This is a genomic window from Streptomyces sp. NPDC012474 (assembly GCF_042955185.1).
Taxonomy (GTDB): Bacteria; Actinomycetota; Actinomycetes; order Streptomycetales; family Streptomycetaceae; genus Streptomyces; species Streptomyces cahuitamycinicus.
The window spans coordinates 137952-161842 of sequence record NZ_JBIBEP010000007.1 but is presented as its reverse complement, the minus strand read 5'-3'; the positions used below and the strand labels follow the sequence as shown (position 1 = coordinate 161842).

General features: G+C 73.2%; 23 protein-coding genes. 10 read left to right on the top strand and 13 right to left on the bottom strand.

Translation table 11 applies throughout. From position 1 onward, the window contains the following. Window positions 1-6: 6 nt before the first annotated feature. Window positions 7-864, top strand: a complete 858-nt coding sequence (locus ACFY9S_RS17900; protein WP_391129130.1) for a PPK2 family polyphosphate kinase — start codon at window positions 7-9, stop codon at window positions 862-864. Between the two features lie 9 nt (window positions 865-873). On the opposite strand, the gene ACFY9S_RS17895 is transcribed toward ACFY9S_RS17900, so the two are convergent. Then, a complete protein-coding gene (locus tag ACFY9S_RS17895) occupies window positions 874-1359 on the bottom strand; it encodes an SRPBCC domain-containing protein (protein ID WP_391129127.1) in 486 nt (161 codons plus the stop codon). Next, on the bottom strand, window positions 1356-1730 hold the full coding sequence (locus ACFY9S_RS17890; RefSeq protein WP_391129124.1) for a metalloregulator ArsR/SmtB family transcription factor: 375 nt from the start codon (window positions 1728-1730) through the stop codon (window positions 1356-1358). The genes ACFY9S_RS17895 and ACFY9S_RS17890 overlap by 4 nt, the downstream gene beginning before the upstream one ends. An 84-nt stretch (window positions 1731-1814) precedes the next feature. Here ACFY9S_RS17890 and ACFY9S_RS17885 point away from each other — a divergent pair, with 84 nt between their 5' ends. Beyond that, the gene (locus ACFY9S_RS17885) at window positions 1815-3332 is read left to right on the top strand and encodes an FAD-dependent oxidoreductase (protein WP_391129121.1); all 1518 of its coding nucleotides are present in this window, start codon (window positions 1815-1817) and stop codon (window positions 3330-3332) included. A gap of 28 nt (window positions 3333-3360) precedes the next feature. Next, window positions 3361-3540, top strand: coding sequence for a hypothetical protein (locus tag ACFY9S_RS17880; protein WP_102911160.1), 180 nt, complete (start codon window positions 3361-3363; stop codon window positions 3538-3540). Here the strand turns inward: ACFY9S_RS17880 and ACFY9S_RS17875 are convergent. Together ACFY9S_RS17875 and ACFY9S_RS17870 are read right to left on the bottom strand one after the other, a co-directional pair. Then, window positions 3532-4203, bottom strand: coding sequence for an ABC transporter (locus ACFY9S_RS17875; protein ID WP_391129118.1), 672 nt, complete (start codon window positions 4201-4203; stop codon window positions 3532-3534). The genes ACFY9S_RS17880 and ACFY9S_RS17875 overlap by 9 nt on opposite strands. Before the next feature lie 31 nt (window positions 4204-4234). After that, complete coding sequence (locus tag ACFY9S_RS17870) at window positions 4235-5095, bottom strand: ATP-binding cassette domain-containing protein (RefSeq protein WP_391129115.1); 861 nt, start codon at window positions 5093-5095, stop codon at window positions 4235-4237. A 42-nt stretch (window positions 5096-5137) separates the two neighbouring features. Here ACFY9S_RS17870 and ACFY9S_RS17865 point away from each other — a divergent pair, with 42 nt between their 5' ends. Beyond that, window positions 5138-5899, top strand: coding sequence for a peptidyl-tRNA hydrolase (locus ACFY9S_RS17865; RefSeq protein WP_391129114.1), 762 nt, complete (start codon window positions 5138-5140; stop codon window positions 5897-5899). A gap of 71 nt (window positions 5900-5970) precedes the next feature. After that, window positions 5971-6432, top strand: a complete 462-nt coding sequence (locus ACFY9S_RS17860; protein ID WP_391129111.1) for a hypothetical protein — start codon at window positions 5971-5973, stop codon at window positions 6430-6432. A 6-nt stretch (window positions 6433-6438) separates the two neighbouring features. On the opposite strand, the gene ACFY9S_RS17855 is transcribed toward ACFY9S_RS17860, so the two are convergent. After that, on the bottom strand, window positions 6439-7011 hold the full coding sequence (locus ACFY9S_RS17855; RefSeq protein WP_391129108.1) for an ion channel: 573 nt from the start codon (window positions 7009-7011) through the stop codon (window positions 6439-6441). Between the two features lie 181 nt (window positions 7012-7192). On the opposite strand from ACFY9S_RS17855, the gene ACFY9S_RS17850 reads away from it, so the two are divergent. After that, a complete protein-coding gene (locus ACFY9S_RS17850) occupies window positions 7193-8710 on the top strand; it encodes a DUF692 family multinuclear iron-containing protein (RefSeq protein ID WP_391129105.1) in 1518 nt (505 codons plus the stop codon). A 226-nt stretch (window positions 8711-8936) separates the two neighbouring features. Here the strand turns inward: ACFY9S_RS17850 and betT are convergent, their stop codons facing one another. The 3 genes from betT to ACFY9S_RS17835 form a co-directional block, all read right to left on the bottom strand. Then, window positions 8937-11057 carry a choline BCCT transporter BetT gene (gene betT, locus ACFY9S_RS17845; protein WP_391129102.1) on the bottom strand — a complete coding sequence of 707 codons (2121 nt, stop codon included), beginning with the start codon at window positions 11055-11057 and terminating at the stop codon, window positions 8937-8939. A 240-nt stretch (window positions 11058-11297) separates the two neighbouring features. Then, entirely contained in the window at window positions 11298-12869 is a 1572-nt protein-coding gene (locus ACFY9S_RS17840) for a GMC oxidoreductase (protein WP_391129099.1), read from the bottom strand. A gap of 37 nt (window positions 12870-12906) precedes the next feature. Further along, window positions 12907-14373, bottom strand: a complete 1467-nt coding sequence (locus tag ACFY9S_RS17835; protein ID WP_391129096.1) for an aldehyde dehydrogenase family protein — start codon at window positions 14371-14373, stop codon at window positions 12907-12909. A gap of 279 nt (window positions 14374-14652) precedes the next feature. On the opposite strand from ACFY9S_RS17835, the gene ACFY9S_RS17830 reads away from it, so the two are divergent. Both ACFY9S_RS17830 and ACFY9S_RS17825 read left to right on the top strand, forming a co-directional pair. After that, entirely contained in the window at window positions 14653-15423 is a 771-nt protein-coding gene (locus tag ACFY9S_RS17830; protein WP_102910919.1) for a TIGR04222 domain-containing membrane protein, read from the top strand. 114 nt (window positions 15424-15537) lie between these two features. After that, window positions 15538-17142 carry an alpha/beta fold hydrolase gene (locus ACFY9S_RS17825; RefSeq protein WP_391129093.1) on the top strand — a complete coding sequence of 535 codons (1605 nt, stop codon included), beginning with the start codon at window positions 15538-15540 and terminating at the stop codon, window positions 17140-17142. Here ACFY9S_RS17825 and hemQ read toward each other — a convergent pair whose 3' ends face one another. Together hemQ and hemG are read right to left on the bottom strand one after the other, a co-directional pair. Next, entirely contained in the window at window positions 17143-17874 is a 732-nt protein-coding gene (gene hemQ / locus ACFY9S_RS17820; protein ID WP_351625747.1) for a hydrogen peroxide-dependent heme synthase, read from the bottom strand. A gap of 4 nt (window positions 17875-17878) precedes the next feature. After that, a complete protein-coding gene (hemG, locus tag ACFY9S_RS17815) occupies window positions 17879-19324 on the bottom strand; it encodes a protoporphyrinogen oxidase (RefSeq protein WP_391129088.1) in 1446 nt (481 codons plus the stop codon). Between the two features lie 158 nt (window positions 19325-19482). Here hemG and ACFY9S_RS17810 point away from each other — a divergent pair, with 158 nt between their 5' ends. Together ACFY9S_RS17810 and ACFY9S_RS17805 are read left to right on the top strand one after the other, a co-directional pair. Next, window positions 19483-20472 (top strand): DUF4349 domain-containing protein, encoded by a 990-nt coding sequence (locus ACFY9S_RS17810; protein WP_391129085.1) that lies wholly within the window; start codon window positions 19483-19485, stop codon window positions 20470-20472. 27 nt (window positions 20473-20499) lie between these two features. After that, window positions 20500-21888, top strand: coding sequence for an FAD-dependent oxidoreductase (locus ACFY9S_RS17805; RefSeq protein WP_391129083.1), 1389 nt, complete (start codon window positions 20500-20502; stop codon window positions 21886-21888). Between the two features lie 118 nt (window positions 21889-22006). On the opposite strand, the gene ACFY9S_RS17800 is transcribed toward ACFY9S_RS17805, so the two are convergent. From ACFY9S_RS17800 to ACFY9S_RS17790, 3 genes are all read right to left on the bottom strand, one after another. Then, window positions 22007-22339: a hypothetical protein gene (locus tag ACFY9S_RS17800; RefSeq protein ID WP_107453467.1), complete on the bottom strand. Its 333-nt coding sequence runs from the start codon at window positions 22337-22339 to the stop codon at window positions 22007-22009. A 137-nt stretch (window positions 22340-22476) separates the two neighbouring features. Next, complete coding sequence (locus ACFY9S_RS17795) at window positions 22477-23115, bottom strand: LysE family transporter (protein ID WP_391129080.1); 639 nt, start codon at window positions 23113-23115, stop codon at window positions 22477-22479. Continuing rightward, the gene (locus tag ACFY9S_RS17790; protein ID WP_391129577.1) at window positions 23105-23878 is read right to left on the bottom strand and encodes a helix-turn-helix domain-containing protein; all 774 of its coding nucleotides are present in this window, start codon (window positions 23876-23878) and stop codon (window positions 23105-23107) included. Before ACFY9S_RS17790 ends, ACFY9S_RS17795 begins: the two co-directional genes overlap by 11 nt. Window positions 23879-23891 lie beyond the last annotated feature (13 nt).

Below are 23891 nucleotides of genomic sequence, written 5' to 3'. Positions count from 1 at the left end.
GCCCCGGTGACACACAAGGACAGCACGTCGCTGCGGGACCGGCTGCGCCTCTCCACCGGTGAGCCGGTCGACCTGACCCGGTACGACGCGGCCACCACCCCCGCCGGCCCGGACGGCAAGGCCGCGGGCAGGGCCGCCACGGCCCGCGTCGGTGAGCGGCTGGCCGTCCTCCAGGAGCGGCTGTGGGCGGCGAGCACCAAGGGCGACCGGCGCCGCGTGCTGCTGGTCCTGCAGGGCATGGACACCAGCGGCAAGGGCGGCACGGTCAAGCACGTCATCGGCCTGCTCAACCCGTCCGGCTGCCGGATCACCGCGTTCAGGACGCCGACCCCCGAGGAGCGCGCGCACCCCTTCCTGTGGCGGGTGGAACAGGCGCTCCCGAACCACGGCGAACTGGGCATCTTCGACCGCTCGCACTATGAGGACGTGCTGATCGCCCGCGTCCGGGAACTCGCACCCGCCCCCGAGATCGCGCGGCGCTACGAGCAGATCAACCGCTTCGAGCGGTCCCTCGCCGACGACGGCGTGACCTTGATCAAGTGCTTTCTGCACCTCTCCTACGACGAGCAGCGCCGCCGGCTGCTCAAGCGCCTCGACAAGCCGGAGAAGCACTGGAAGTTCGCGCCTTCGGACATCGACGACCGTGCCCTGTGGCCCGCGTTCCAGGAGGCCTACGAGATCGCCCTGGAGCGCTGCGGCTCCTCGCGCGCGCCCTGGTACCTGGTCCCTGCCGACCACAAGTGGTACCGCAACTGGGCGGTCAGCACGCTGCTCCTGGAGCACCTCCAGGAGCTGGATCCGCGGTACCCGAAGGCCGACTTCGACGTGGCCGAGTGCCGGAAGCGGCTGCTGGAGCGGCCCTGAGCCGCCCGGTCAGGCCGCGAGCAGGGCGTCGATCTGGCCGACGGCCTCCTTCAGGCCCTCCTCCATGCCCATGGTGGTCAGCTGGTCCATCTGCTCCCGGGAGTCGAACAGGGAGCGCATCTCCATCCGGGTGCCGCCGCCGTGCTCGCTGAGCCGCACCGTCACGGACATGGTCGGCATGTCGTCCTTGGGCTTGCCGTCGTCGTCGGCGAAGCCGTCGGTGAACTCCAGGGCCGTCGGCTCGCTGACCGAGGTGATCCGCCACCAGCCACGGTGCCGGTCGCCCTCCGGGCCGGTCATGAAGTAGGTGACCTCTCCGCCGGGGGTCAGGTCGTGCTCCTCCACGGTCGCCGGGTAGGTCGGCGGGCCCCACCAGCGCTCCAGCTGCCGGGGGTCGGCCCACAGCCGCCACACCCGCTCGACCGGGGCGGTGAAGTCGGCGACCAGGGTGAGGGTGAGGTGGTCGAGGTCCTTGTCGACGCTGGTGACAGTCATCGCTCGGGTCCTTCCGTCGTGTCGTTCTCTTCGGTTGCGGGGTCCTCGGCGAGCAGCCGGGCCATCCGGTCCACGCGCCCGCGCCATGCGGACTCCAGTTCGTCCAGGGCCTGGCGCGCGCGGCCCACCGCGTCGGGGTCGGTGCGCACGAGCTGCTCCCGTCCGCTGCGCTGCTTGGTGACCAGACCGGCCCGTTCCAGCACCGCCACGTGCTTCTGCACCGCGGCGAAGCTCATCGGGTAGGCCTCGGCCAGCCGGGACACCGACAGCTCCCCGCGCACGCAGCGGCGCAGTATGTCCCGGCGCGTGGTGTCGGCCAGGGCGTGGAACAGCCGGTCCACCGTCTCGTCACTCAGCTCATCTACAACCATTTGGTTGTACGTTACCTCCTGCCCGCCCCGTCTGTGAAGCGACCCGCCGACACTGAAGCCCACGGACCGGGGTACTCGGCGGCCATGAGCGAGAAGCAGCAGGTCAGCAGCTCCTACTGGCTCGACACGGCACCGGACGGCCGCCACCCGGCACTCACGGAGGACGTGGACGTCGACGTGGCGGTGATCGGCGCCGGGATTGCCGGACTGTCCACGGCGTGGGAGCTGACGCGGGCCGGGCGGAGCGTGGCCGTGCTGGAGGCCGGGCGGGTCGCGGCCGGCGTCACCGGGCACACCACCGCCAAGGTCACCGCCCTGCACACGCTCGTCTACGACAAGCTGCGGCGCACCCGCGGCCCCGAGGGCGCACGCCTGTACGCGCGTTCGCAGTCGGAGGCGATCGAGCACGCGGCCCGGATCGCCGGGGAACTGGGCGTCGACTGCGAGTGGGAGACGAGGAGCGCTTACACCTACGCCGTCGACGCGAGCCGCGTGGAGGAACTGCGCGCCGAGGCACGGGCCGCGGCCGAGGCCGGGCTGCCCGCCTCGTTCGTCACCGGGACCGGGCTGCCCTTCCCGGTGGCGGGCGCCGTCGAGGTCACCGGGCAGGCCCAGTTCCATCCGCGCAAGTACCTGCTGGCCCTCGCCGCCGACCTGGTCGAACGCGGCGGGCGCATCTACGAGGACACCACCGTCCTCGGCCTGGACGAGGGTGAGCCGTGCAGGCTGTCGACCACGAGCGGGGCGACGGTCCGGGCCCGGGACGTCGTCGTCGCGACGCACTACCCGATCTTCGACCGAGCCCTGCTCTTCGCCCGCCTCTCCACGCGTCGCGAGCTGGTCGTCGCCGGGACGATCCCCGCGGACCAGGACCCGGACGGCATGTTCATCACACCCGACGAGGACACCCGCTCGGTGCGCACCGCGCCCCACGGGGAAGACCGGCGGCTGCTCATCGTCACGGGTGAGCACTTCACACCGGGCACGAGCGACCCGCGAGCCCGTTTCGAACGCCTCACCGCCTGGGCCACCGGTCACTTCCCGGACCTGGAGGTCACCCACCGGTGGGCCACCCAGGACACCGAGCCCACGGACACCGTGCCGATGGTCGGCCCACTGCACCCGGGCACCCGGCACGCCTATGTGGCCACCGGCTTCGGCGGCTGGGGCATGACCGGCGGCATCATGGCGGGCCGGCTGCTGACCGCGCAGATCACGGGCGAGGAGTGCGACTGGAGCGGCCTGTACGACCCGCGCCGGGTGAAGCCCGCGCTGCGTGAGGCGCCGGCGTTCCTCAAGACCCAGGCCAAGGTCGCCGGGCACTTCGTGGGCGACCGGCTGCGGCCTTCGCCGCCCGTGGAGTCCCTGCCGCCCGGCGAGGGCGCCGTGGTCCGGGCCGACGGCCACCGTGTCGCGGTGTACCGGGACGACGACGGCGGGCTCCACGCCGTCTCCGCCCGCTGCACCCACCTGGGCTGCCTGGTCGACTTCAACGCCGCGGAACGCGCCTGGGAGTGCCCCTGCCACGGCTCCCGTTTCGACACCGACGGCAAGGTGATCCAGGGCCCGGCGACCAAGCCCCTGGAACAACGGGACCTCTGAGGGCTCGCCCCGGGCCTACGCTGGACGTATGAGCGAGGACGACTACTGCCTGATCGACGCGACCAGGCCGCCCCGCGCCGACGGGCCGCCGTACGCGGAGTGCGTGCTGTGCCGGGAGCCGACGGAATACCCCGAGTCGTACAAGGGCATCACGCTCTGCCCCGCCTGCGAGTGGCTGGAGGCGCAGCGCACCGCCTGCTCAGGGTGACCTGCGCGCGGCCAGAGCACCGGCCAGGGCCAGCGCTCCGGCCGTGACCAGGGCCGCCGCGGCCAGGGGCAGCAGCGGCAGCGGGACGGTGCCCCGCTGCGACCCGGTGACCAGACCCTGCACGACTGCCCGGGCCGGTGAGCCGCTGACCACCAGGGACAGCAGCGCCGCGAGCAGCAGGGCGAGGACGGCCCGGCCCGGCGACCGCAGCAAGGGCCGGCTGGTGAGGGCGCCGACGGCGGTGCCGAGCAGGGCGCAGGCCAGGGCGGCGAGCAGCCCGGCCCCGCAGGCGGCGGGGAGCGCCACCCGGGTGCGGTGGTCGGAGGCGACCGGGTCGCTGAGCAGCGTCACGGCGAGGGTCGCGAGCGTGCCGAGGGCCGCCGCGCCGGCCAGGGCCACCAGCAGACAGGCCACATGAGCCCGCGCGGGACCGGCGGCCGCCGCCGCACAGCCGCGTGCCGCGTCCGGCTCGCCCGTGACACAGATCCGCGCCAGCCAGGCGGCGACGGGCAGCAGGGCGGCGGCCGTGTACCCGAGCGAGTCGAGCACCGGCTGCCCGGCCTGGATGCCGATGGCGAGGAAGGCCGCGTACAGCAGGAACGGCGGCAGCCAGCGCTGCGAGCGCATCAGCAGGGCGGCGTGGTAGCGCATGAGGGCGGTCATCGGCGGCTCCCGTGGGCAACGGCGTGCGGACTCACCGGGCGGTCGCCTGTGGTGTCACGCTCACCACGTGCCACGGCGGGCGGGCCGTCAGCAGGGCGCGGAGCACGACGTCGGAGTGCGGGGCCGGGACGGACAGGCGATGGGCGCCGGGCCCGGTCTCCTCGGCCGAGGAGACCGTCCGGCGCACCTCCTCGGGCAGCCGTCCGTCCGGCGGGCCCTGCGTCTCGACCACCACGTGCGGGCCGGGCGCGGCCGCGGCCTGCGAGGGCTCCTGCCGGACGACGCCCCCGCCACGCACGGCGTACGTCGCGTCGGGCAGGCCCGCGAGGCGGCGCGGGTCGTGGTCGACGAAGACCACGGACCCGCCGGCCGCCGTGCGTTCGGCGACCGCGCGCTCCAACTCGGCGCGGGCAGTGGTGTCCAGGCCGGTCCACGCCTCGTCCAGCACCAGCAGCCCGGGCTGGGCCAGCAGGGCCTGCGCGACCGCGACCTTCTGACTGCTGCCCTTCGACAGCCGGGCCATGGGCGTCTCCGCGTACCCGGCGGCGCCCAGGCGCTCCAGCCATTCCCGGGCAGCCCGGGCGGCCGCCGCCCGGCTCAGGCCCTGCACGGCGCCGAGGTGGGTGAGGTAGCCGGCGGCGGTGAAGGGCAGGGCCGGCGGGAACCGCTCCGGGACATACGCCGTGCGCGTCGGCCGGCCGGTGATCCGGCCCTCGCTCGGCGCGTCGATGCCGGCGAGCAGCCGCAGCAGCGTGGACTTGCCGCTGCCGTTGGCGCCCTCGACGCGCACGAGCCGGCCCGGCTGCACCGCGAGGTCGACACCGCGCAGCACCCAGGGACCCCGCAGACCGTAACGGCGGCCCGCGTTCCGCAGGCACAGGTCGGGTCGCATGCGGCCATCCTGCACGATCTCCCGGCTGGCACACTGGGATTCGTGAGCGAAGACCCCGCGCCCGTGAGCGACAGTCCCTTCCGGTCCGAGCCCTCGGCTCGTGACGAGGCACCGCAGTTCGTGCTGCCGCTCGTCGTGCGGATCGAGCGGGCGGACCCGCCGGCGCGTACGGACGCGCTGGAGACGGCCGCGCGGGCCGTGCTGACGATCCTGGCGGACGAGCGGTCGGCCGGCGAGGGCGAGTGGGCCGGGGCGATGCGGGACTGGCAGGACGCCCGGATCCGCAAGGTGGTGCGGCGGGCGCGCGGCGCCGAGTGGCGGCGGGCCGAGGCGCTGCCCGGCATCACGGTCACCGGCAAGTCGGCCGAGGTGCGGGTGTTCCCGCCCGTCCCGCTGGACGGCTGGCCCAAGGACCTGGCCAGGCTCCAGGTCTCCGGCACCGACCTGGACGACCCGGAGCCGCCGGTGGACGCGGACCCGGCCGCCCCCGTGCTGTGGCTGAACCCGGACCTGGGCATGTCGGCCGGCAAGGCGATGGCTCAGGCGGGCCACGCCGCTCAACTGGCCTGGTGGGAGCTGTCCGACGAGGAGCGGGACGCCTGGCACGACGCGGGCTTCCCGCTCGCCGCCCGCACGGCGGACCCGGCCCGCTGGCCCGAACTGACCGGCATCGGGCTGCCGTTGGTGCGCGACGCGGGCTTCACGGAGATCGCGCCCGGCTCGTGCACGGTGGTCGCGGACCACCCGGCGCTGCGCCGGGAGCCGCACGGGCCCGCCCGCACGGCGTCCACCCGTTCGGAGTAGCCGCAGGCGCGCCGGTCCCGGACGAATGCTCCAGTGGGGTTACCAGCCGAACCGACCCCCCGGAGGCAGCCATGACCAGCGCCGCGCCCCCTCCCCCTGCCCCGCCCGCCCCCGATGACCGGACGCCCGGCGGCTCCGGCCCGGGCGGTTCCGGCGACCCGCTGGCGGCCGGGGGGCTCGCTCTCGGCGGCGTCCTGATGGTCGTCTACGGCCTGTTCGCGGTGCTCCAGGGCATCGCGGCGATCGCCGGTGACGAGGTGTACACGAGCTTCGGCCAGTACTCGTTCGAGTTCGATCTGACGGCGTGGGGCTGGATCCACGTGATCGTCGGTGCGCTCGTGGTGGCGGCCGGGCTCGGCCTGTTCGCCGGAGCCGCCTGGGCGCGGGTCGTGAGCGCGGTCGTGGTCGGCCTGGCGCTGATCGCGAACTTCCTCTGGCTGCCGTACCAGCCGTTCTGGTCGATCATCATGATCGTGACCGGTCTGTTCGTCCTCTGGTCGGTGTTCAACTACCGCCCCTCCCGCCCGGTGTAAGCCCGGTCAGGGCGGCGGCGGGCGCCTCTCGCGCTCCGCGACCACCGCGTGCATCCGCCGTGTCAGAGCGGTGGCCGCCGCCGTGAGGAAGACGAACGTGTAGAGGATCTGGGCGACGGCCACCAGCCGGGCCTCCTGCCCGCGCGGGGTGATGTCGCCGTAGCCGACGGTCGCGAGGGTGACGACGGTGAAGTACAGCGCGTCGACCCGGGTGCGCAGGCCGGTGAACTGTCCCGGCTGCTGCGCGAGGGCGTAGTACCCGGACGAGAAGACCAGCACGGCCAGGCACATCAGCAGCGAGATCATGATGCCCGACCGGGCCCGCGGCTTCTCCAGCACGATGTCGCGCACATGGCGCAGCAGCAGCGCGGCGACGAGCGCCAGGCACAGCACGAACAGCGGCCAGCCCAGCCAGGGGCGGTCGGCACCGAGGCCCTCCAGCGGCAGCAGGAAGTAGGCCGTGACGCCTGCCACGAGCAGGGCTCCGGCCACGATCCGCAGCCGGCGGACGGCGGCCGCCCGGGATTCCGGTTCCCGCTGCCGCGCGCCGCGGTGGGACTGCTCGCTGCCTTCGGGCACAGGTCCGGTCTACGGCGTGCCCGGGCAGGACGCGACCCTTGCGCCTCCGTCGGTGGAGACGGGACGCGGGACCGCGAACCTCAAATGTTGCTCTGAAGGAGGGCGGGGCGCGGTTCGGGGGCCGGCGGCTGGGCCATACCCCCCTCACGTTCGAGGAACGGGCCGGGTGGAGGAGGGGACGATGGAGCGACTGGGGACGGGCATCGGGTGGCGGCCGGAGATCGCGGACGCCGTGGAGCGGATGCCGGGGATCGACTGGGTCGAGGCGGTGGCCGAGAACGTCTGCCCCGGGCACCTGCCCGACTCGCTGCGGCGGCTGCGCGAGCGCGGCGTCACCGTGGTGCCGCACGGCGTCTCGCTCGGTCTCGGGGGCGCGGACCGGCCCGACGCGGCCCGGCTGACCGCGCTGGCCGAGTGTGCCGAGGCGCTGGGCTCGCCGCTGGTCACCGAGCACATCGCGTTCGTGCGGGCGGGCGGGCCGCTGACGGCGTCCCCGCGTCTGGAGGCCGGTCACCTGCTGCCCGTCCCCCGGACCCGGGACGCCTTGGACGTCCTGTGCGAGAACGTACGCATCGCGCAGGACTCACTGCCGGTGCCGCTGGCCGTCGAGAACATCGCGGCGCTGATCGGCTGGCCGGGCGAGGAGATGACGGAGGGCCAGTTCCTGTACGACCTCGCCGACCGCACGGGCGTCCGCCTCCTCATCGACGTGGCCAACCTGCACACCAACCACGTCAACCGCGGCGAGGACCCCGCCAAGGCGCTCGCCGAGCTGCCCCTGGAGGCCATCGCCTACGTCCACGTCGCCGGCGGCTTCGAACGCGACGGCGTCTGGCACGACAGCCACGCCCACCCGGTCCCGCGACCGGTCCTCGACATCCTGACGGACCTCGCCTCCCGGGTGTCCCCGCCGGGCGTTCTGCTGGAACGCGACGAGAACTTCCCGGCACCGGCGGAGCTGGAGCACGAGCTGAGCACGATCCGCCGGGCGCTTCAGGCGGGCGCTGTCGAACGCGTGAAGGCGGAACTCCGTGCGGCGGCCGGAACGATCCCCGAGAGCGGCGGCGATGAGTTGTTCGCGGGTGCCGGGACCGGGCGGCGGGAAGCGGCCGGGGGCGTCGGCGGTGGCTCGCTCGTGGCGGCCGGCACCGAACGGCAGGAACGCGCCCGAGGCGTCACCGGCGGGCCCGCTGCCGGGACCGCGGCGGTACGGCAGGGCCATGAGACCGGGGCGGCCGGGGCGACACGGGGCGCCTTCGGCCGGCCCCACCAAGAGGACGTCGACGGCGCCCGGCAGCGGCTCGCACTGGCACAGGCGGCGCTGCTGTCGGCGCTCGTCGCGGGGACGCCCGTGCCCGAGGGGTTCGACCGGGTGCGGATCGGCGTACAGGCGAGGGCGCTCGCCGCGAAGCGCGCGGACGTCGTGGCGAAGATCGCGCCCGAACTGCCGGTGATCCTCGGCGACGGGTACCGCACGGCGTTCGTCGGCTACGCCCAGACCCACCCCATGGCCTCCGGCTACCGGCGTGACGCCCTGACCTTCGCCGAGCACCTGCTGTCCACCGGGCACCCTGGTGACACGGGGGCGCGGCGGGAGTTGCGGGCGTGGTGGCTGGAGCGGTCGGGGCCCGCACCGCGCTCCGCCCGACCGGCCCACCGGCTCGTCCGCGCCACGCGCAGGGTACTGCTGCGACGTTGAGGACAAACCACCCGGCCCGCCCCCGAGCGCCTTCACCCGCGTACGTACGCAAGGGGCCGTGTCGGGGGGATGTTCGCCCGCAGCCGGTTGGCGCGTCAACGGACAGTCAGCCGCTATCCGACCCCCATCGCGCCGTTCCGAGAACGGCCACCCCCCGGACACGGCCCCGACCCACCACCCAGCGGCACGCGCCCCACCGCCGCGGGACGCCTGCGGCGCGAGAACGCTACGCCTCGGGCAGGTGCGCGTCCGGCGCGTCCGGGCGGTGGTCGGGCAGGCCCGAGCGGGTGGCCGCCTCGTGGCGCACCCGCAGGAACTCCAGGTGCCGCTCGTACTGGTCGAGGCTGTCGGCGATGAGCTGTTCCCGGGTGTAACCCATCACGTCGTAGTCCTGGTTGCCCTCGGCGATCCGGACCTCGAAACGTACGTAGGTGTCGTGCGTGCTGACCGACCGGGTGGCGAAGGCGGGGGTCGGCAGTTCCACCGGCCAGACCTCGTAGAGGAACTCGTCGCTGGGGCCGATCGGCACACGCAGGCCGACGTGGGCGAGGCCGTTCTCCTCGACGGTGCCTTCCATGACCTGCGCCGGCGCTCCTTGCTGCCGCAGCTCCTCGGCGACCTCCTGGAAGGCGGGACGGCACACCTGGTCGACGAATCGTGCGGCCGACCGCCTGCTGGGGAACGCCATCGCGCGCGCCAGCCGGTGCCGCCAGTTCGGCGCCCCCGGCAGACCGTGCTGCGGCATACGTCCGGAAAGCGACGCAGGCAGCGTGGTGACCCTCGCCTCCACCTTCATCCGCTCGGTACGCAACGCCAGGTAGAGCCCGGCCATGATCAGGAACATGACGAAGGAGAACGGCAGGCCCATGATGATGGTGGCGTTGGTGAGCGCCTGCACACCGCCCACGATGAGCATGGCGAGCGTGAGCAGACCGGTCGCCACCGCCCAGAAGACGCGCAGCCACGCGGGCGCGTCGGTCACCGGGGTGGGCAGTTCAGCGCTGAGGTTGCCCATGACCAGGGCTCCGGAGTCGGCGGAGGTGACGTACAGCAGCAGCCCGACGAACGTCGCGAGTCCCGCGCTGAACAGGAATCCCGGGTACTGCTCCAGGAGGCTGTAGAAGCCCTGCTCGGGGACGTTCATGGCGGTTTCGCCGAACTCGGCGTTCCCATCGCGCACCACGAACAGGGCGCTGTTGCCGAAAATCGCCAAGAAGAGGCCGGTGAAGAGGAACGGGATGACCAGCGTCGCCGCGATGAACTCACGCAGGGTACGGCCGCGCGAGATGCGGGCCAGGAAGAGTCCGACGAACGGGGCCCAGGCGACCCACCAGGCCCAGAAGAAGAGCGTCCACGCGTCCAGCCACTCGGTGGGCCGGTCATAGGCGAAGGTGTTCAGGGTCATCGACGGGAAGCGGCTGACGTAGTCTCCGACGTTCTGGACCACTGCGTTGAGCAGCCGGAACGGCTCGCCCACGACCAGGATGTAGAGCATCAGCAGGGTTGCGAGGAGGATGTTGAGCTGCGACAGCCGGCGGATTCCCTTGTCCACGCCGGACGCCGCGGACGCGGTGGCCATCGCCACCGCGACGACGATCAGGGCGATCTGCGCGGACAGCCCTTCCGCCACGTCGAAGAGGACTTTCAGTCCGTAGTTCAGCTGCACCACGCCGATGCCGAGCGTCACGCCGATGCCGAACACGGTGCCGATGACGGCCGCCAGGTCGACGGTGTCACCGATCCGACCGTGAATTCGGCGGCCGATGATCGGATAGAGCGCGGAGCGGATCGCGAGCGGCAGCCGGTGGCGGAAGGAGAAGTAGCCGAGCGCCATGCCCATCAGCGCGTACATGCCCCAGCCGGTGATGCCGTAGTGGAACAGCGTCCACACCACGGCCTGCCGGGCGGCCCCGAGCGTCTCCGGGTCGCCCTGCGGCGGCGCGAGGTAGTGGCTGACCGGGCCGGAGACCGAGAAGAACATCAGGTCGATGCCGATGCCCGCAGCGAAGAGCATCGCCCCCCAGGTGAACAGGCCGTAGTCGGGCCTGGAGTGCTGGGGGCCCAGCTTGACCGTGCCGTACTTGGACACGGCGATGAAGACGACGAACAGCAGATACAAGGTCGCGGCGAGGAAGTAGTACCAGCCGAACCATTCGGAGATCTTGCCGACCACCACTCCGATGGCCGATTCCGCACCGGTGGGGGTGATGATCGCCCAGATCGAGATCGCGAGGACCAGGACGGCCGCCCCGAAGAACACAAAGGGTTTCAGGCGGGCCGTGCCCACCTCCTCCGCCGGTGTCTCCTCCGGCGCCGTTCCGGGGCCCTTCTCTCCAGTGGTCGACACAGCCGCGTTCCTCCTTCGCTGAGGGCCAGGACCCCGGCTCCCGGTTGCCGGCGGCGTCTGCCGCGGCCCGCGGAGCCGGGGAGGCCTCTTGTCATTGCCCGAACTTCCGGGCGCGGGGGACGCGGGTGGCGTCCTGGTGACCCGGCGCCCGGGCCGGGACCGGCCGGACACGGGGCCCTCCGGGCGGCCGTACACGAGCCACACCCGCGGCGGCCGGCCCTGCGGGGGGCCGTGGAGCGGTCACCGCGCCGCCGCCCGGCCGGCGAACCCGGGGCGGCCGGTGATCAGGTCGGCCGCGCGTTCGGCGGCGAGCAGCACGGTCACCATCGGGTTGATGGTGGGCATCGTCGGGAACACCGACGCGTCGACGATCCGCACGCCCTCGAAGCCCCGCAGTCTCAGCTCGGGGTCGCAGACGGCGGCCGGGTCGTCCGCGGCGCCCATGCGGCAGGTGCCGGCCGGGTGGTAGACGGTGTGGGCCGCGCGGCGTCCGTACTCCGACAGGTCGGCGTCGGAGACGACGTCCGGTCCGGGCGCGACCTCGCGGACGAGCCAGTCGCGCAGCGGCTCGGTCGCGGCGACCTCGCGGGCCACCTTCAGCCCGTCCACGAGGGTGCGCTCGTCGTGGCCCTCGGGGTCGGTGAAGTACCGGAAGTCCAGGGCGGGATGCTCGGCGGGGTTGCTGCTGCGCAGCCACATACGGCCGGTGGAACGGGCCCGCGGCACGTTCGGCGTCATGCAAACACCGTGCCGTGGTACGGGGTAGCCCAGGCGTTCGGTGTTGACGGTGAACGGCACCTGGTAGAAGTGGAACATCAGGTCGGGGCGCGGCTGACCCCGGTCGCGGCGCAGGAACAGGCCGGCGTCGGAGTCCATCGCGGAGTTGGGCGGCAGCGGCCCCGCGGTCTCCCAGACGATCACGGACTCGGGGTGGTCCAGGAGGTTCTCGCCGACGCCGGGCAGGTCGGCCCGCACCTTGATGCCCAGGGCACGCAGGTCGTCGGCCGGGCCGATGCCGGAGAGCAGCAGCAGGCGCGGGGTGTCGATGGCCCCGGCGCACAGCAGGAGTTCGCGCTCGGCGCGCACGGTGGCGGGTTCGCCGTCGGCGCCCCGGACGGCGACCCGCGTCAGCCGGCCCGACTCGTCCGGGATCAGCCGGTGGGCCCAGGTCTCCAGCTTCAGCGTGAGGTTGGGCCGGTCCAGCACCGGGTGGAGGTAGGCGACGGACGCGGAGGAGCGCAGGTTGCCCTCCGGCTGGTAGGCCAGGGAGAAGAAGCCGGTGCCGTCGGCGAAGGGTTCGGCGTTGAAGTCGTCCACGACGGGGACGCCGAGGGCGCGGGAGGCCGCGGTGACGAAGTCCTCGGCGATGGGATTGCGGTCGGCCTCGGCCACCGGGACGATCTTCGTCAGCAGCCGGTCGCGGTAGGGCAGGATCGTCGCCGGGTCCCAGCCGGCGCAGCCGTGCCGCACCCAGTCGTCGAGGTCCTGCGGCAGCGGCAGGAAGCTGATCAGCGTGTTGTGCGAGGAGCAGCCGCCGAGCACCCGGGCCCGTGAGTGCAGGATGTGCGAATTGCCGCGCGGCTGCTCGACGGTGGTGTAGCCGTAGTCGAACTCCGAGCCGAGCAGGTTGATCCAGTTGCGCAGGCGCAGGATGCGCTCGTCGCCGACATCGCTGGGGCCGCCCTCGATGACGCAGACGCGGCGGTCGGGGTCCTCGCTCAGCCGGGCGGCGAGTACGCAGCCGGCGGTGCCGCCGCCGACGATGACGTAGTCGTAGGCGGACTCGGCGCCGTGCGCGGGGGTGGTGGCCATGCCGTGCCTTTCATGGTGGTGCGATGTGGCGTGCGGGTCAGCCCTTGAACCAGCCGGAGGGGGCGGGGGCGAGGTTCTGGTAGATGTGCTTGGCCTCCTGGTACTCGCGCAGGCCCGTCGGTCCGAGTTCGCGTCCCACGCCGGAGCGGCCGAAGCCGCCCCACTCGGCCTGCGGTACGTAGGGGTGGAAGTCGTTGATCCACACGGTGCCGTGCCGCAGCCGCAGGGCGACGCGCTGGGCGCGGCTCGCGTCGGAGGTCCACACGCCGCCGGCGAGGCCGTAGCGGGTGTCGTTGGCCAGCTCCACCGCCTCGTCCTCGGTGCGGAAGCGCTCGACGGTGACGACCGGGCCGAAGACCTCCTCCTGGACGATGCGCATGGACCGGTCGCAGTCGGCAAAGATCGTCGGCAGCAGGAAGAACCCGCGGCTGAGGGCGGGGTCGTCGGGGCGGGTGCCTCCGGTGACGAGCCGGGCGCCCTCCTCCTGGGCGAGGGCGATGTGGCCCTCGACCTTCTCGCGGTGCCCGGCGGAGCTGAGCGGACCGCTCTCGGTGCCCTCGTCCATGCCGTTGCCCAGACGGATCGCCCGGGCCCGCTCGGCGTAGGCCTCGACGAACCGGTCGTGCAGCGCGTCCTCGACGAGCAGGCGAGAACCGGCCGAGCAGACCTGCCCGGAGTGCAGGAAGGCGGCGTCCAGGGCGAAGTCGACGGCGGCCTCGAAGTCGGCGTCGGCGAAGACGATGTTGGGGTTCTTGCCGCCCAGTTCCAGGGCGATGTTCCGCGGTCCGTCGGCGGCGCTGGCCATGATGGCCCGTCCGGTGTTCAGGCCGCCGGTGAAGGAGACCAGGTCGACGTCGGGGTGGCCGGTCAGGGCCGCGCCGACGGTCGCGCCGGAGCCGAGTACCAGGTTGGCTACGCCGGGCGGGGCGCCGGCCTCCTCGATGAGGCGGATCATGGCGACGGTGGTGAGCGGGGTGGTCTCGCTGGGCTTGAGGACGAAGGTGTTGCCGGCGGCGAGCGCGGGGGCGACCTTCCAGGAGGCCTGCAGCAGCGGGTAGTTCCAGGGGGCGATGAGCGCGCACACACCGACGGGCTGGTAGACGACGCGGCTGAGGACGTCCGGGCCGACGTCGACGACCCGGCCGCCGTCCTTGCCCGCGAGTTCGGCGAAGTAGCGGAACGCGTTCGCCACGTCCTCCACGTCGATCCGGGCCTCGGTGAGCGTCTTGCCGGTGTCGAGCGTCTCGGTGCGCGCGATGTCCTCCCGGTCGCGCAGCAGCAGGTCGTGGACGCGCATCAGCAGGTCGGCACGGCGGCGGGTGGGGGCGTTCGCCCAGTCCTCCTCGGCGAAGGCGCGCCGGGCGGCGCGCACGGCGCGGTCGACGTCGGTGGCGTCGGCCTCGTCGACGGTGGTGACGACCGAGGCGTCATAGGGGTTGATCACGTCCCGGCGCCCGCCGGCCGCCGCCTGTGTCCACTCGCCGTCGATGTACAGCTCACCCACCGCGGGGCCTCCTTCGCGTCCGGCCGGAGCCACACCGGCTCGACGGTCAGCAACATGGCCCATCGGACGGGCGGCGGCCACGGGGCACACCGCCGCGGCGACGTCCGGACGGCCCAGAGGACCCGGCTGGGCTAGTCACCCGGCCCACGGTGCCCGCCACCCACCCACAGCCCGGAGCCCGCCACCGGAAGGAAACGGAACGTCACATACCGACAACACTCCGTCCGGATTGTGAACGAGGCATGGTGTTTTCGGGACCGTGTCACATACAAACAACATATGCTCTGGGTTCTTTTCCTGCTGGCGGCCTGGGCCGTGGCCGGCACCGCGTGCACGCGCCTGTGTCTGGCCGCCGTTCGAGCCGCGGCCGTGGACGCGGACACCGGCCGGGGTCGTGAACTCACGCTGTACGAGGCCGCGTTCCTCTCCGGCGGGCCCCGGCGGGTCGCCGACGTGACCCTGGTCGCCATGGCGCGCCAGCGCCGCCTGCTGCTGGCCCACACCGGCTGGGCGACGGTCGTCGACCCGCGCGGGCGGGACGAGATGGAGCGGTCGGTGATAGGCGCCATCGGACCCGAAGGACAGTCCCGTATCGCGCCGGTGCGGGCCACGGCCGCGACGGCGGAGGCGGTGCACGGGATCGCCGAGGGGCTGGTGCGCGCGGGGCTCGCGGTGCCGGACAGCGCCCGTACGACGGTCACGGCGGCCGTACGGCAGGTGCGCGTCGCGGCGGTCGCCGTCCTCGGGCTGGGCGTGGCCGCGTTGCTGACGCCCGCTCCGCCGGACATGCCGCGGCACCTGGTCGCCCTGTGGTTCGCGCTGCCCCTCGCCCTTGCCCTGAGCTGCCTGGCCGTCGCGCGGGTCGAGATCCACCCCTACTCGCGCTGGGCCTCCCCGGCCGGTCAGCGCCTGCTCGGCGGGCTGACCCGGACCGCGGACGGCGCCGCCGACGACCGCACGTACCTCACCTCGGTGGCCGTGCGGGGCGTCGGCGCGATCGGCGAACCGGATCTGCGTGCCGCGTTCGCGCACCGCGAGCCGCACGACTGACGGACCGGGGGCGCACAGGGGCATCGGGCCCGACACCGGCGGACGGTGCTTGCCTTCCCCCCGCGCCGAACGAAACATCCCTTTCGTCGCCACCGTGCACCGAAGGGATACGCGATGAGAGCCGCCCTCCTCTACTCGGCAGCCGGGTCCCTGCTGCTGAGCACCCTCACCGCGGCACCGGACACCGCGGACCGCACCGGGGCGGCCGAGAGACGCGGCACCGCCGTGGCCGCCGCGCGCGCGAAGGCTGCCGGTGTCGCCTTCGGCCCCTGCCCCGACGCGCAGGACCTGCCCGGCAGCATGCAGTGCGGCACGGTGAGCGTCCCGCTGGACTACGCCCGCCCGGACGGCCGGCAGATCGAACTCTCCGTCAGCAGGGCCCGGGCCACGCGGAAGGACCCCCACAACAGCAAGCGCGAGGTCCCCCGGCAGGGCGCCCTCGTCCACAACCCGGGCGGTCCCGGCGCCACCGGCCTGTACTTCCCGCTCATGGGCCTGCTCCCCGAGTGGAAGCGGATCGCGGCCGCCTACGACCTCGTCGGCTACGCCCCGCGCGGGGTCGGCCGTTCCGCGCCGCTGTCGTGCACGGACCCGAAGCGGTTCTTCACCGGGCCCGAGCAGGCGCCGTCCCACCCCTCGGAGTCGTACAAGCGGGAACGCGTCGCGCAGGCGGAGGCGTACGCGCGCGGCTGCGCCGAGCGGGCCGGCGACGCGCTGCGCCACTACCACTCGCTGAACAACGCCCGCGACCTCGACGTGCTGCGCGCCGCGCTCGGCGAGGAGCGGCTGACCTTCATGGGCTCGTCCTACGGCACCTACTTCGGTGCCCTGTACGCGACGCTGTTCCCAGCGCACGTACGGCGGATGGTGTTCGACTCGGTGGTCCACCCCGGCCCCACACGGATCTGGTACCGCAACAACCTGGCCCAGTCGGCGGCGTTCGAGGCCCGCTGGGCGGACTTCCGGGCGTGGATCGCCCGGCACCACGACGTCTACGGGCTGGGCAGGACCGCGCGGGAGGTGCTGCGCAGCTACGAGCGGGCGAGCGCGAGGCTGGCCGCCGAGCCGGCGGGCGGGAAGGTCGGGCCTGGGCAGTTGCAGGGGGCGTTCCTGCAGGCCGGGTACTACGACGACCAGTGGCCGCACCGCGCGCACGCGCTGTCGGCGTATCTCGAGGGCGATCCCGGGCCGCTGGTCGAACAGGCGGAGCAGCACCCGGGGGCGGCGGCCGAGGCGGAGAACTCACGCGCGGTCTACCTGGCCGTCGAGTGCAACGACGCCCCCTGGCCCACCGATTGGCGGGTGTGGGACCGGGACAACACCCGGCTCGCGCGGGTGGCGCCCTTCGAGACCTGGGACAACGTGTGGACGAACCTGCCGTGCGCCTACTGGAAGGCGCCCCGGCAGCGGCCGCTGGACGTCGGCGCCGGGCCGGGTGAGCTGCCGCCGACGCTGATCCTGGCCGCCGAGCGGGACGCCGCCACGCCGTACGACGGCGCCCTGGAACTGCGCGACCGCCTCGCCGGCTCGGTCCTCGTGACGGAGCGGGACGCCGGCGCCCACGGTCTGGCGGGCGGCCCGAACGCCTGCGTCAACGGCCATGTGGAGGCGTATCTGCTGGAGGGGCGGCTGCCGGGACGGCGCGCGGAGTGCGCCCCGCACGCCGAGCCGAAGCCGACGGCCCCGAACCGGGCCGGGGCCGTCGGACGCGTCCGCTGATCAGGCCAGAGAGGCGACCAGTTCGGCGATGTCCTTGCGGCGGCCCGTGTAGAACGGCACCTCTTCGCGGACGTGCATACGGGCCTCCGATGCGCGCAGGTGACGCATGAGGTCGACGATGCGGTACAGCTCGTCGGCCTCGAAGGCGAGGATCCACTCGTAGTCGCCGAGGGAGAACGAGGCGACGGTGTTGGCGCGCACGTCCGGGTAGCCGCGGGCCATCTTGCCGTGGTCGGCGAGCATGCGGCGGCGGTCCTCGTCCGGCAGCAGGTACCAGTCGTAGGAGCGCACGAAGGGGTAGACGCTCACGTAGTCGCGGGGCGTCTCGTCGGCGAGGAACGCCGGGATGTGCGCGCGGTTGAACTCGGCGGGGCGGTGCAGCGCCATGTTCGACCAGACGGGCTCCAGGGCGCGGCCCAGCTTCGTCCGGCGGAAGAGGTTGTACGCCTCCTGCAGCGCGTCGCTGGTCTCCGCGTGCCACCAGATCATGAGGTCGGCGTCGGCGCGCAGGCCCGAGACGTCGTACGTGCCGCGGATCGTCACGTCCTTGGCGGCGAGCTGGTCGAACAGCTCCTGGACCTCGTCGGCGTACCCGGCGCGGTCCTCGGGGAGGACGTCCTTCAGCTTGAAGACGGACCAGAGCGTGTAGCGGATGACCTCGTTGAGGTCCTTGGCCAGCTTGCCCTTGTTCGGGATCCTGCCGGACTCGGGGGTAGGGGCGTCGTTGCTCATGGCCTTATTCTCCTGCTCCGCCGTGCAGGCTCTGCACCGGGTGGGCGGTGAGCTCCTGCACACCGCGCAGGTCGCCCCGGATCCGGTCCACGGCCGCGTACGCGCTCGCGATGCAGGCCGGGATGCCGACGCCGTCGTAGGGGGCGCCGCACACCGCGAGGCCGGGGAGCCGGGCGATGTGCTCACGGACGCGGGCCACGCGCGCGTGGTGGCCGACGGGGTACTGGGGCAGACCGTCGTCCCAGCGGGTGACGCGGGTCGCGACGGGCGTGGCGTCGAGGCCGGTCGCCGCCTTCAGGTCCCGCCGGGAGACGTCGACCAGCTCGATGTCGTCACGCTGGAGGATCTCCGTCTCGCCGTACCGTCCGACGGAGGTGCGCAGGACGACGAGGTCCGGGTTCTCGTCGGCGATCCAGCCCCACTTCTGCGAGGAGAAGGTGGACGCCTTGATGGTGTGCCCGTCGACCGGCGGCACGAGGAAGCCGCTGCCGTCGGGCAGGGCGGTCCCGGAGCGGCGGTAGGCGAGGGTGACCAGGGCCATGGAGGCGTACTCGACGCCGTCGAGCTCGGCGGCGGCACCGGGGTTCTCGGCGCGCAGCAGCCGGGCGGCGGCAGGGGCGGGGGCGGCGAGGACCACGGCGTCCGCGAGCCACTCCCGCTCACCGGAGCGGACCTGCCAGCCGCCCTCGGGGGTGCGGCGCAGCTCCGTCACCGGCGTCCGGGTCAGGATCTCGCCCCCACGGGCCCGGACCGAGTCGGCAACCGCGAGGGGCAGGGTGCCGATGCCACCCCGGATCCCCATGAACACCGGGCCGGTCTGCTGGGCCGCGGCGGCCTTGGCCTGGAGCTCGCGGACCCCGGCGGTGAGGGAGGTGTGGGTCCGGGCCACCTGGAAGAGCTGCGGGACGGCCGAGCGCATGGAGATGCGGTACGCGTCGCCCGCGTACACCCCGCCCAGCATGGGTTCCAGCAGGCGGTCGACGACCTCGCGGCCGAGGCGCTCCGCCACGAACTCCCCCACCGCCACGTCGTCGCCGACCTCGGTGCGGGGCAGCTCGGCGTCCCGCTCGATGCGGGCGAGGCCCTCCTCGGAGACCACGCCGGCCAGCGCGGACGCGGTGCCGGGCACTCCCATCACATGCCCCTTGGGGAAGGGGCGCAGGGCGCCGCGGGTCCAGAGCGAGGCGGTCGCCGTGGCCGGAGGCAAGAGGCGGTCGGAGAGGCCCACCTCGCGCGCGAGCGCCACCGCCTCGGGGCGGCGGGCCAGCATCGACTCGGCGCCGAGGTCCACGCGCGCGCCCGCGACCTCCCCGGGCAGCAGCTTGCCGCCGACCCGGCCGGAGGCCTCCAGCACGCTCACCCGCGCCCCGTGCTCCAGCAGCCGGTGCGCGGCGGCCAGCCCCGCGATGCCCGCCCCGATGACGACGACCTGCCCTTGAACTTCGCGCATGTCCCCAGCCTCTCAGACCCCGCTGACAGCGCCGCCGCGCCCCGGTGTCCTTCACGAGTCCCGACCGTGACCGCATCGGAACCGTCCCGGGCCAAACGTCCGGCCCCGTCCGTGCGTCGAAGAAGCGTCAGCAGAATCGACCCTCGGGGGATGCCCGCATGCGCACACGACGACCCGTACGACGCCCCGCCCCGGCCCTGGCCGCACTCCTGCTGACCGCGGCCCTCGCGCTCACCGGATGCAGTGGCGCGGGAGAGGACTCCGCCGGCAGCAGCAAAGCCGACCGGGGAGTCGCCGCACCGCAAGCGGACGACAAGGGCGGCGAGATGGAGGCCGCCCCCGGCGGCGCCGGAAGCGGAGCCAGGGCGACCGCGCCGCCGAAGGTCACCACGAGCCACATCATCCGCACCGCCTCCCTGACCGTGCGGGTCAAGGACGTCCCCAGGGCCCTGGAGCAGGCCCGCACCGGCACGGAGAACGCGGGCGGTTACGTCGGCAACGAGACCACCACCCGGGACGCCGAGGGCCATGAGCGCACCCGGGTGGTGCTGCGGGTGCCCGTCGAGAAGTACGACGAGGTCCTCGCCGAACTGGAGGGCGCCGGAAAACTCCTCGACCGCAGCGCGAAGGCCGAGGACGTCACCGACCAGGTCGTGGACGTGAAGAGCCGCATCACGTCGCAGCGTGCCAGCGTGGCCCGGATCCGCGAGCTGATGGACCGGGCCGACAAGCTCAGTGACGTGGTGACCCTGGAGGGCGAGCTGAGCACCCGCCAGGCCGACCTGGAGGCGCTGCTCGCCCGGCAGGAGTCCCTGAAGGACCGCACCAGCCTGGCCACCATCACCCTGTCGCTGTCCGAGACCCCGCTGAAGAAGGAGGCCAAGGACGACGACCCGGGGTTCGTGGACGCGCTCGCGGGCGGCTGGAACGCGTTCGTGACGATGCTGCGCTGGCTCGCGGTGGTCTTCGGCGCGGTGCTCCCGTTCGCGGCGGTGGCCGCGCTGATCGTCCTGCTGTGGGTGCGGGTCGTACGCCCCCGCCTGCCGCGGCGTCCCGCGCCCGCGCCCATGACGACCGCCCTGGGCCCGCTGCCGATGGCCCGGCCGGCACCCGAGGCGCCCTCGTCGAAGCCCGGCGAGCAGGACTGAAACGACCTGCTCCCGTAGCGTGTTCGCATGAACATGAGCCGTGCACGGGAGCGACTGGTCGTCATCGGCGGCGACGCCGCGGGCATGTCCGCGGCGTCGCAGGCACGCCGTCTGAAGGGCCCCGGCGAGCTGGAGATCGTGGCGTTCGAACGGGGCCACTTCACGTCGTACTCGGCGTGCGGCATCCCCTACTGGGTCGGCGGTGACATCACCGACCGGGACCGGCTCATCGCCCGCACCCCCGAGGAGCACCGCGCCCGGGACATCGACCTGCGGCTGCGCACCGAGGTCACCGAGCTCGACGTCGACCGGCAGCGGGTGCGCTCGCGCGATGCCGGCTCCGGCGCCGGGTCCTGGACGTCGTACGACAAGCTCGTGATCGGGACCGGGGCCCGGCCGATCCGGCCGGACATGCCGGGCGCCGACGCCCCCGGGGTGCACGGCGTGCAGACCCTCGACGACGGCCAGGCGCTGCTGGACACGCTGGAACGCACGCGGGGTCGGCGCGCGGTGGTCGTCGGGGCCGGATACATCGGTGTGGAGATGGCCGAGGCGCTCATCAACCGCGGCTACGGGGTGACGGTCGTCAACCGGGGCAGCGAGCCCATGTCGACCCTCGACCCCGACATGGGCCGCCTGGTGCACAAGGCCATGGAGGGCCTCGGCATCACGATGGTCAACGACACCGAGGTCACCGGGATCCTGACCGGAGACGACGGCGCGGTACGGGCCGTGTCAACGACGGAGGCGGAGTTCCCGGCGGACGTCGTCGTCCTCGGCATCGGCGTGCGCCCCGAGACGGCCCTCGCGAAGGCCGCCGGACTTCCCCTGGGCCCGCACGGCGGTCTCCTCACGGACCGGTCGATGCGGGTGCGCGGCCACGAGAACGTCTGGGCCGGCGGCGACTGCGTCGAGGTCCTCGACCTGGTCTCCGGGCAGGAGCGGCACATCCCGCTGGGCACCCACGCCAACAAGCACGGCCAGGTCATCGGCACCAACATCGGCGGCGGCTACGCCACCTTCCCGGGCGTGGTCGGCACGGCGGTCAGCAAGGTCTGCGACCTGGAGATCGCCCGCACCGGCCTGCGGGAGAAGGACGCCCACCGTGTCGGCCTGCGCTTCGAGGCGGTCACCATCGAGTCGACCAGCCGCGCGGGCTACTACCCGAACGCCTCCCCCATGACGGTCAAGATGCTCGCCGAGCACCGCACGGGCCGCCTGCTGGGCGTCCAGATCGTCGGCCGGGAGGGCGCGGGCAAGCGGGTCGACATCGCGGCGGTCGCCCTCACCGCGGGCATGACGGCGGAACAGATGACGACCCTGGACCTCGGCTACGCCCCGCCGTTCTCCCCGGTCTGGGACCCGGTCCTGGTGGCGGCCCGCAAGGCGGCGGCGAAAGTCCGCAGCACCTCGTGACGGGGCAGACCCGTCAGGGGCGCGGGGCTGCATCGATGTGCGGCTCCGCCGCGTGGGCGCGACCAGCCACGGACGTCGCGCACCCGGCAACGATCCCGCGCCCCCGACGGCGAAGCCCCTACGCGGTCCCCGCCGTACCGGTGATCCGGTCGATCGCCTGCCGCGCCTGCTCCGCCGGCGGCCGGGACGGCAACGACGACACCGACGCCGAAGCAGCCGTCACCGCCGGCGGCTGCTCCCCCGCCGGCTTCGCGTGTGAAGCCACCCGGGTCGACCGCAGCCGGTGGCTCACCGCCTCCTCCAGCGTCACGGGCCGCCGCATCTGGGTCGCCAGTCGCCCCGCCTCCTGTCCGAGGCGGGCCACGTCCTCCCAGGGCAGCCGCACCACCAGCGTCAGCTCCGCCTCGCCGTCGGGCAGTGCGTGCATCGCGGGAGTAACTCGGTCGTTCATCGCCTGTTCCTCACGTCGGCCCCGCGACCCGCCTTCCCCGCGCCGCGGGCGGTTGCCGAGACATACGCACGCTCCGGCGACTGCGTTCAGCACCGCACCCTTTTCACCGGCGACTCGTGCGGTGCGCTCAGCGCCCCTCAGCCGGTCACGGCCAGCCGCAGCCCCAGCCCGACGATGACCGTGCCCGTGATCCGGTCCAGCAGTCGGCGTGCCGCGGGGCTCTGGAGCCGGACGCGCAGGGCGCGGGCGCAGCCGATGAGAGCCGCCGACCAGACCAGACCCAGGGCTATGTGCACACAGGTGAGCAGTACGCCGGTGGTGAAGTGCGGTGCGCCCGCGGGGATGAACTGCGGAAGCACGGCGACGTAGAAGACGCCCACCTTGGGGTTGAGCAGGTTGGTGAACGCGCCCTGACGCCATCCCTCTCCCGGGCTGTTGCGGACGGTCACCCCGCCGGGGGCGTCCTCGGTCGTCGAACTCCGGCGGCGCAGCGTGTCCACCAGCATGCGCCCGCCGAGCCACAGCAGGTACACGACGCCCGCCCAGCGCAGGATCTCGTACGCCGCATGGGAGGCGGTGAGCAGTGCCGCGAGCCCGAGGGACGTGAGGACTCCCCACACCAGGACGCCGGTCTGAACCCCCAGCACCACGCCGCAGGCCCTGCGGTGGCGGCCGAGCGCGGCGGTCCGCAGGATGAGCGCGGTGTCGATGCCCGGGGTGAGGGTGAGCAGCCCGACGACCAGGACGAAGGACCACAGTGCGGAGTCAGGGGCCATTCAAGGAACCTTCCGTGGGCAGCAGCAGGACGTAACGGAGCTCCTGCCGGTAGGCCGGGAGCAGGACCTGCGAGGTGACGGTGAGTGTCTCGGGGGAGACGTGGGGCAGACGCAGTTCGTAGCGGTGCCCGTGCCGGTACGCGAGGACCTTCGGACTCCGGTCCCACAGCCCGCGGCACACGGGGTCGTCCAGAACGGTGTCGCGCAGCGCGGCTAGATCCTCGTCACCGGGACGGGTCACCAGTGCGAAACGCAGCAGGGCGAGGTACTGCCCAGCGTGCCGTGGCCAGTCCACGATCTGCTCGCGGGCCGTGGCGGTGGTCAGCGCCCAGCGCATGAGGTTTGCGGCCGGTTCACGGACCCAGGGGAACCAGTGGGCCATGGCCGCGTTGTGGTCGAGGACGTTCCACGCGCGGTCGGTGAGATAGCTGGGGACGTCGGTCCGCGCCGAGGCGAGTTCCGCCAACTCGTCCCTGAGGTCCGACGGGCCCTCGCTCCCGTCCGGTTCTCCGCCTGCACCGCCCGCACCGCCGAGCGCATACCCGTACAGCGCCATGCGTTCGTCGGGGCCGAGCAGCAAAGCCTGGGAAAGGCGTTCGAGTACCTCGGTGGAGAGCGGTACACGCAGGCCGGTCTCGAGATTCCGGTACCAGCGTTCACTCACACACATCCGGTCGGCCACTTCTTTTTGGGGTAACGGTCTCCCTCTGTTCATTTTGCTGCCCGCTTCCGCCCGCCAGGCGCGTAGCAGATCGGGCAGCACACCGGTGCCGCAT

Coding starts and splice junctions, on each gene's coding strand:
- ACFY9S_RS17895 (WP_391129127.1), bottom strand. CDS start 1,359: ATGACTGTCACCAGCGTCGACAAGGACCTCGACCACCTCACCCTCACC.
- ACFY9S_RS17890 (WP_391129124.1), bottom strand. CDS start 1,730: ATGGTTGTAGATGAGCTGAGTGACGAGACGGTGGACCGGCTGTTCCAC.
- ACFY9S_RS17885 (WP_391129121.1), top strand. CDS start 1,815: ATGAGCGAGAAGCAGCAGGTCAGCAGCTCCTACTGGCTCGACACGGCA.
- ACFY9S_RS17880 (WP_102911160.1), top strand. CDS start 3,361: ATGAGCGAGGACGACTACTGCCTGATCGACGCGACCAGGCCGCCCCGC.
- ACFY9S_RS17875 (WP_391129118.1), bottom strand. CDS start 4,203: ATGACCGCCCTCATGCGCTACCACGCCGCCCTGCTGATGCGCTCGCAG.
- ACFY9S_RS17870 (WP_391129115.1), bottom strand. CDS start 5,095: ATGCGACCCGACCTGTGCCTGCGGAACGCGGGCCGCCGTTACGGTCTG.
- ACFY9S_RS17860 (WP_391129111.1), top strand. CDS start 5,971: ATGACCAGCGCCGCGCCCCCTCCCCCTGCCCCGCCCGCCCCCGATGAC.
- ACFY9S_RS17850 (WP_391129105.1), top strand. CDS start 7,193: ATGGAGCGACTGGGGACGGGCATCGGGTGGCGGCCGGAGATCGCGGAC.
- ACFY9S_RS17840 (WP_391129099.1), bottom strand. CDS start 12,869: ATGGCCACCACCCCCGCGCACGGCGCCGAGTCCGCCTACGACTACGTC.
- ACFY9S_RS17830 (WP_102910919.1), top strand. CDS start 14,653: ATGCTCTGGGTTCTTTTCCTGCTGGCGGCCTGGGCCGTGGCCGGCACC.
- ACFY9S_RS17825 (WP_391129093.1), top strand. CDS start 15,538: ATGAGAGCCGCCCTCCTCTACTCGGCAGCCGGGTCCCTGCTGCTGAGC.
- hemQ (WP_351625747.1), bottom strand. CDS start 17,874: ATGAGCAACGACGCCCCTACCCCCGAGTCCGGCAGGATCCCGAACAAG.
- hemG (WP_391129088.1), bottom strand. CDS start 19,324: ATGCGCGAAGTTCAAGGGCAGGTCGTCGTCATCGGGGCGGGCATCGCG.
- ACFY9S_RS17810 (WP_391129085.1), top strand. CDS start 19,483: ATGCGCACACGACGACCCGTACGACGCCCCGCCCCGGCCCTGGCCGCA.
- ACFY9S_RS17805 (WP_391129083.1), top strand. CDS start 20,500: ATGAACATGAGCCGTGCACGGGAGCGACTGGTCGTCATCGGCGGCGAC.
- ACFY9S_RS17800 (WP_107453467.1), bottom strand. CDS start 22,339: ATGAACGACCGAGTTACTCCCGCGATGCACGCACTGCCCGACGGCGAG.
- ACFY9S_RS17795 (WP_391129080.1), bottom strand. CDS start 23,115: ATGGCCCCTGACTCCGCACTGTGGTCCTTCGTCCTGGTCGTCGGGCTG.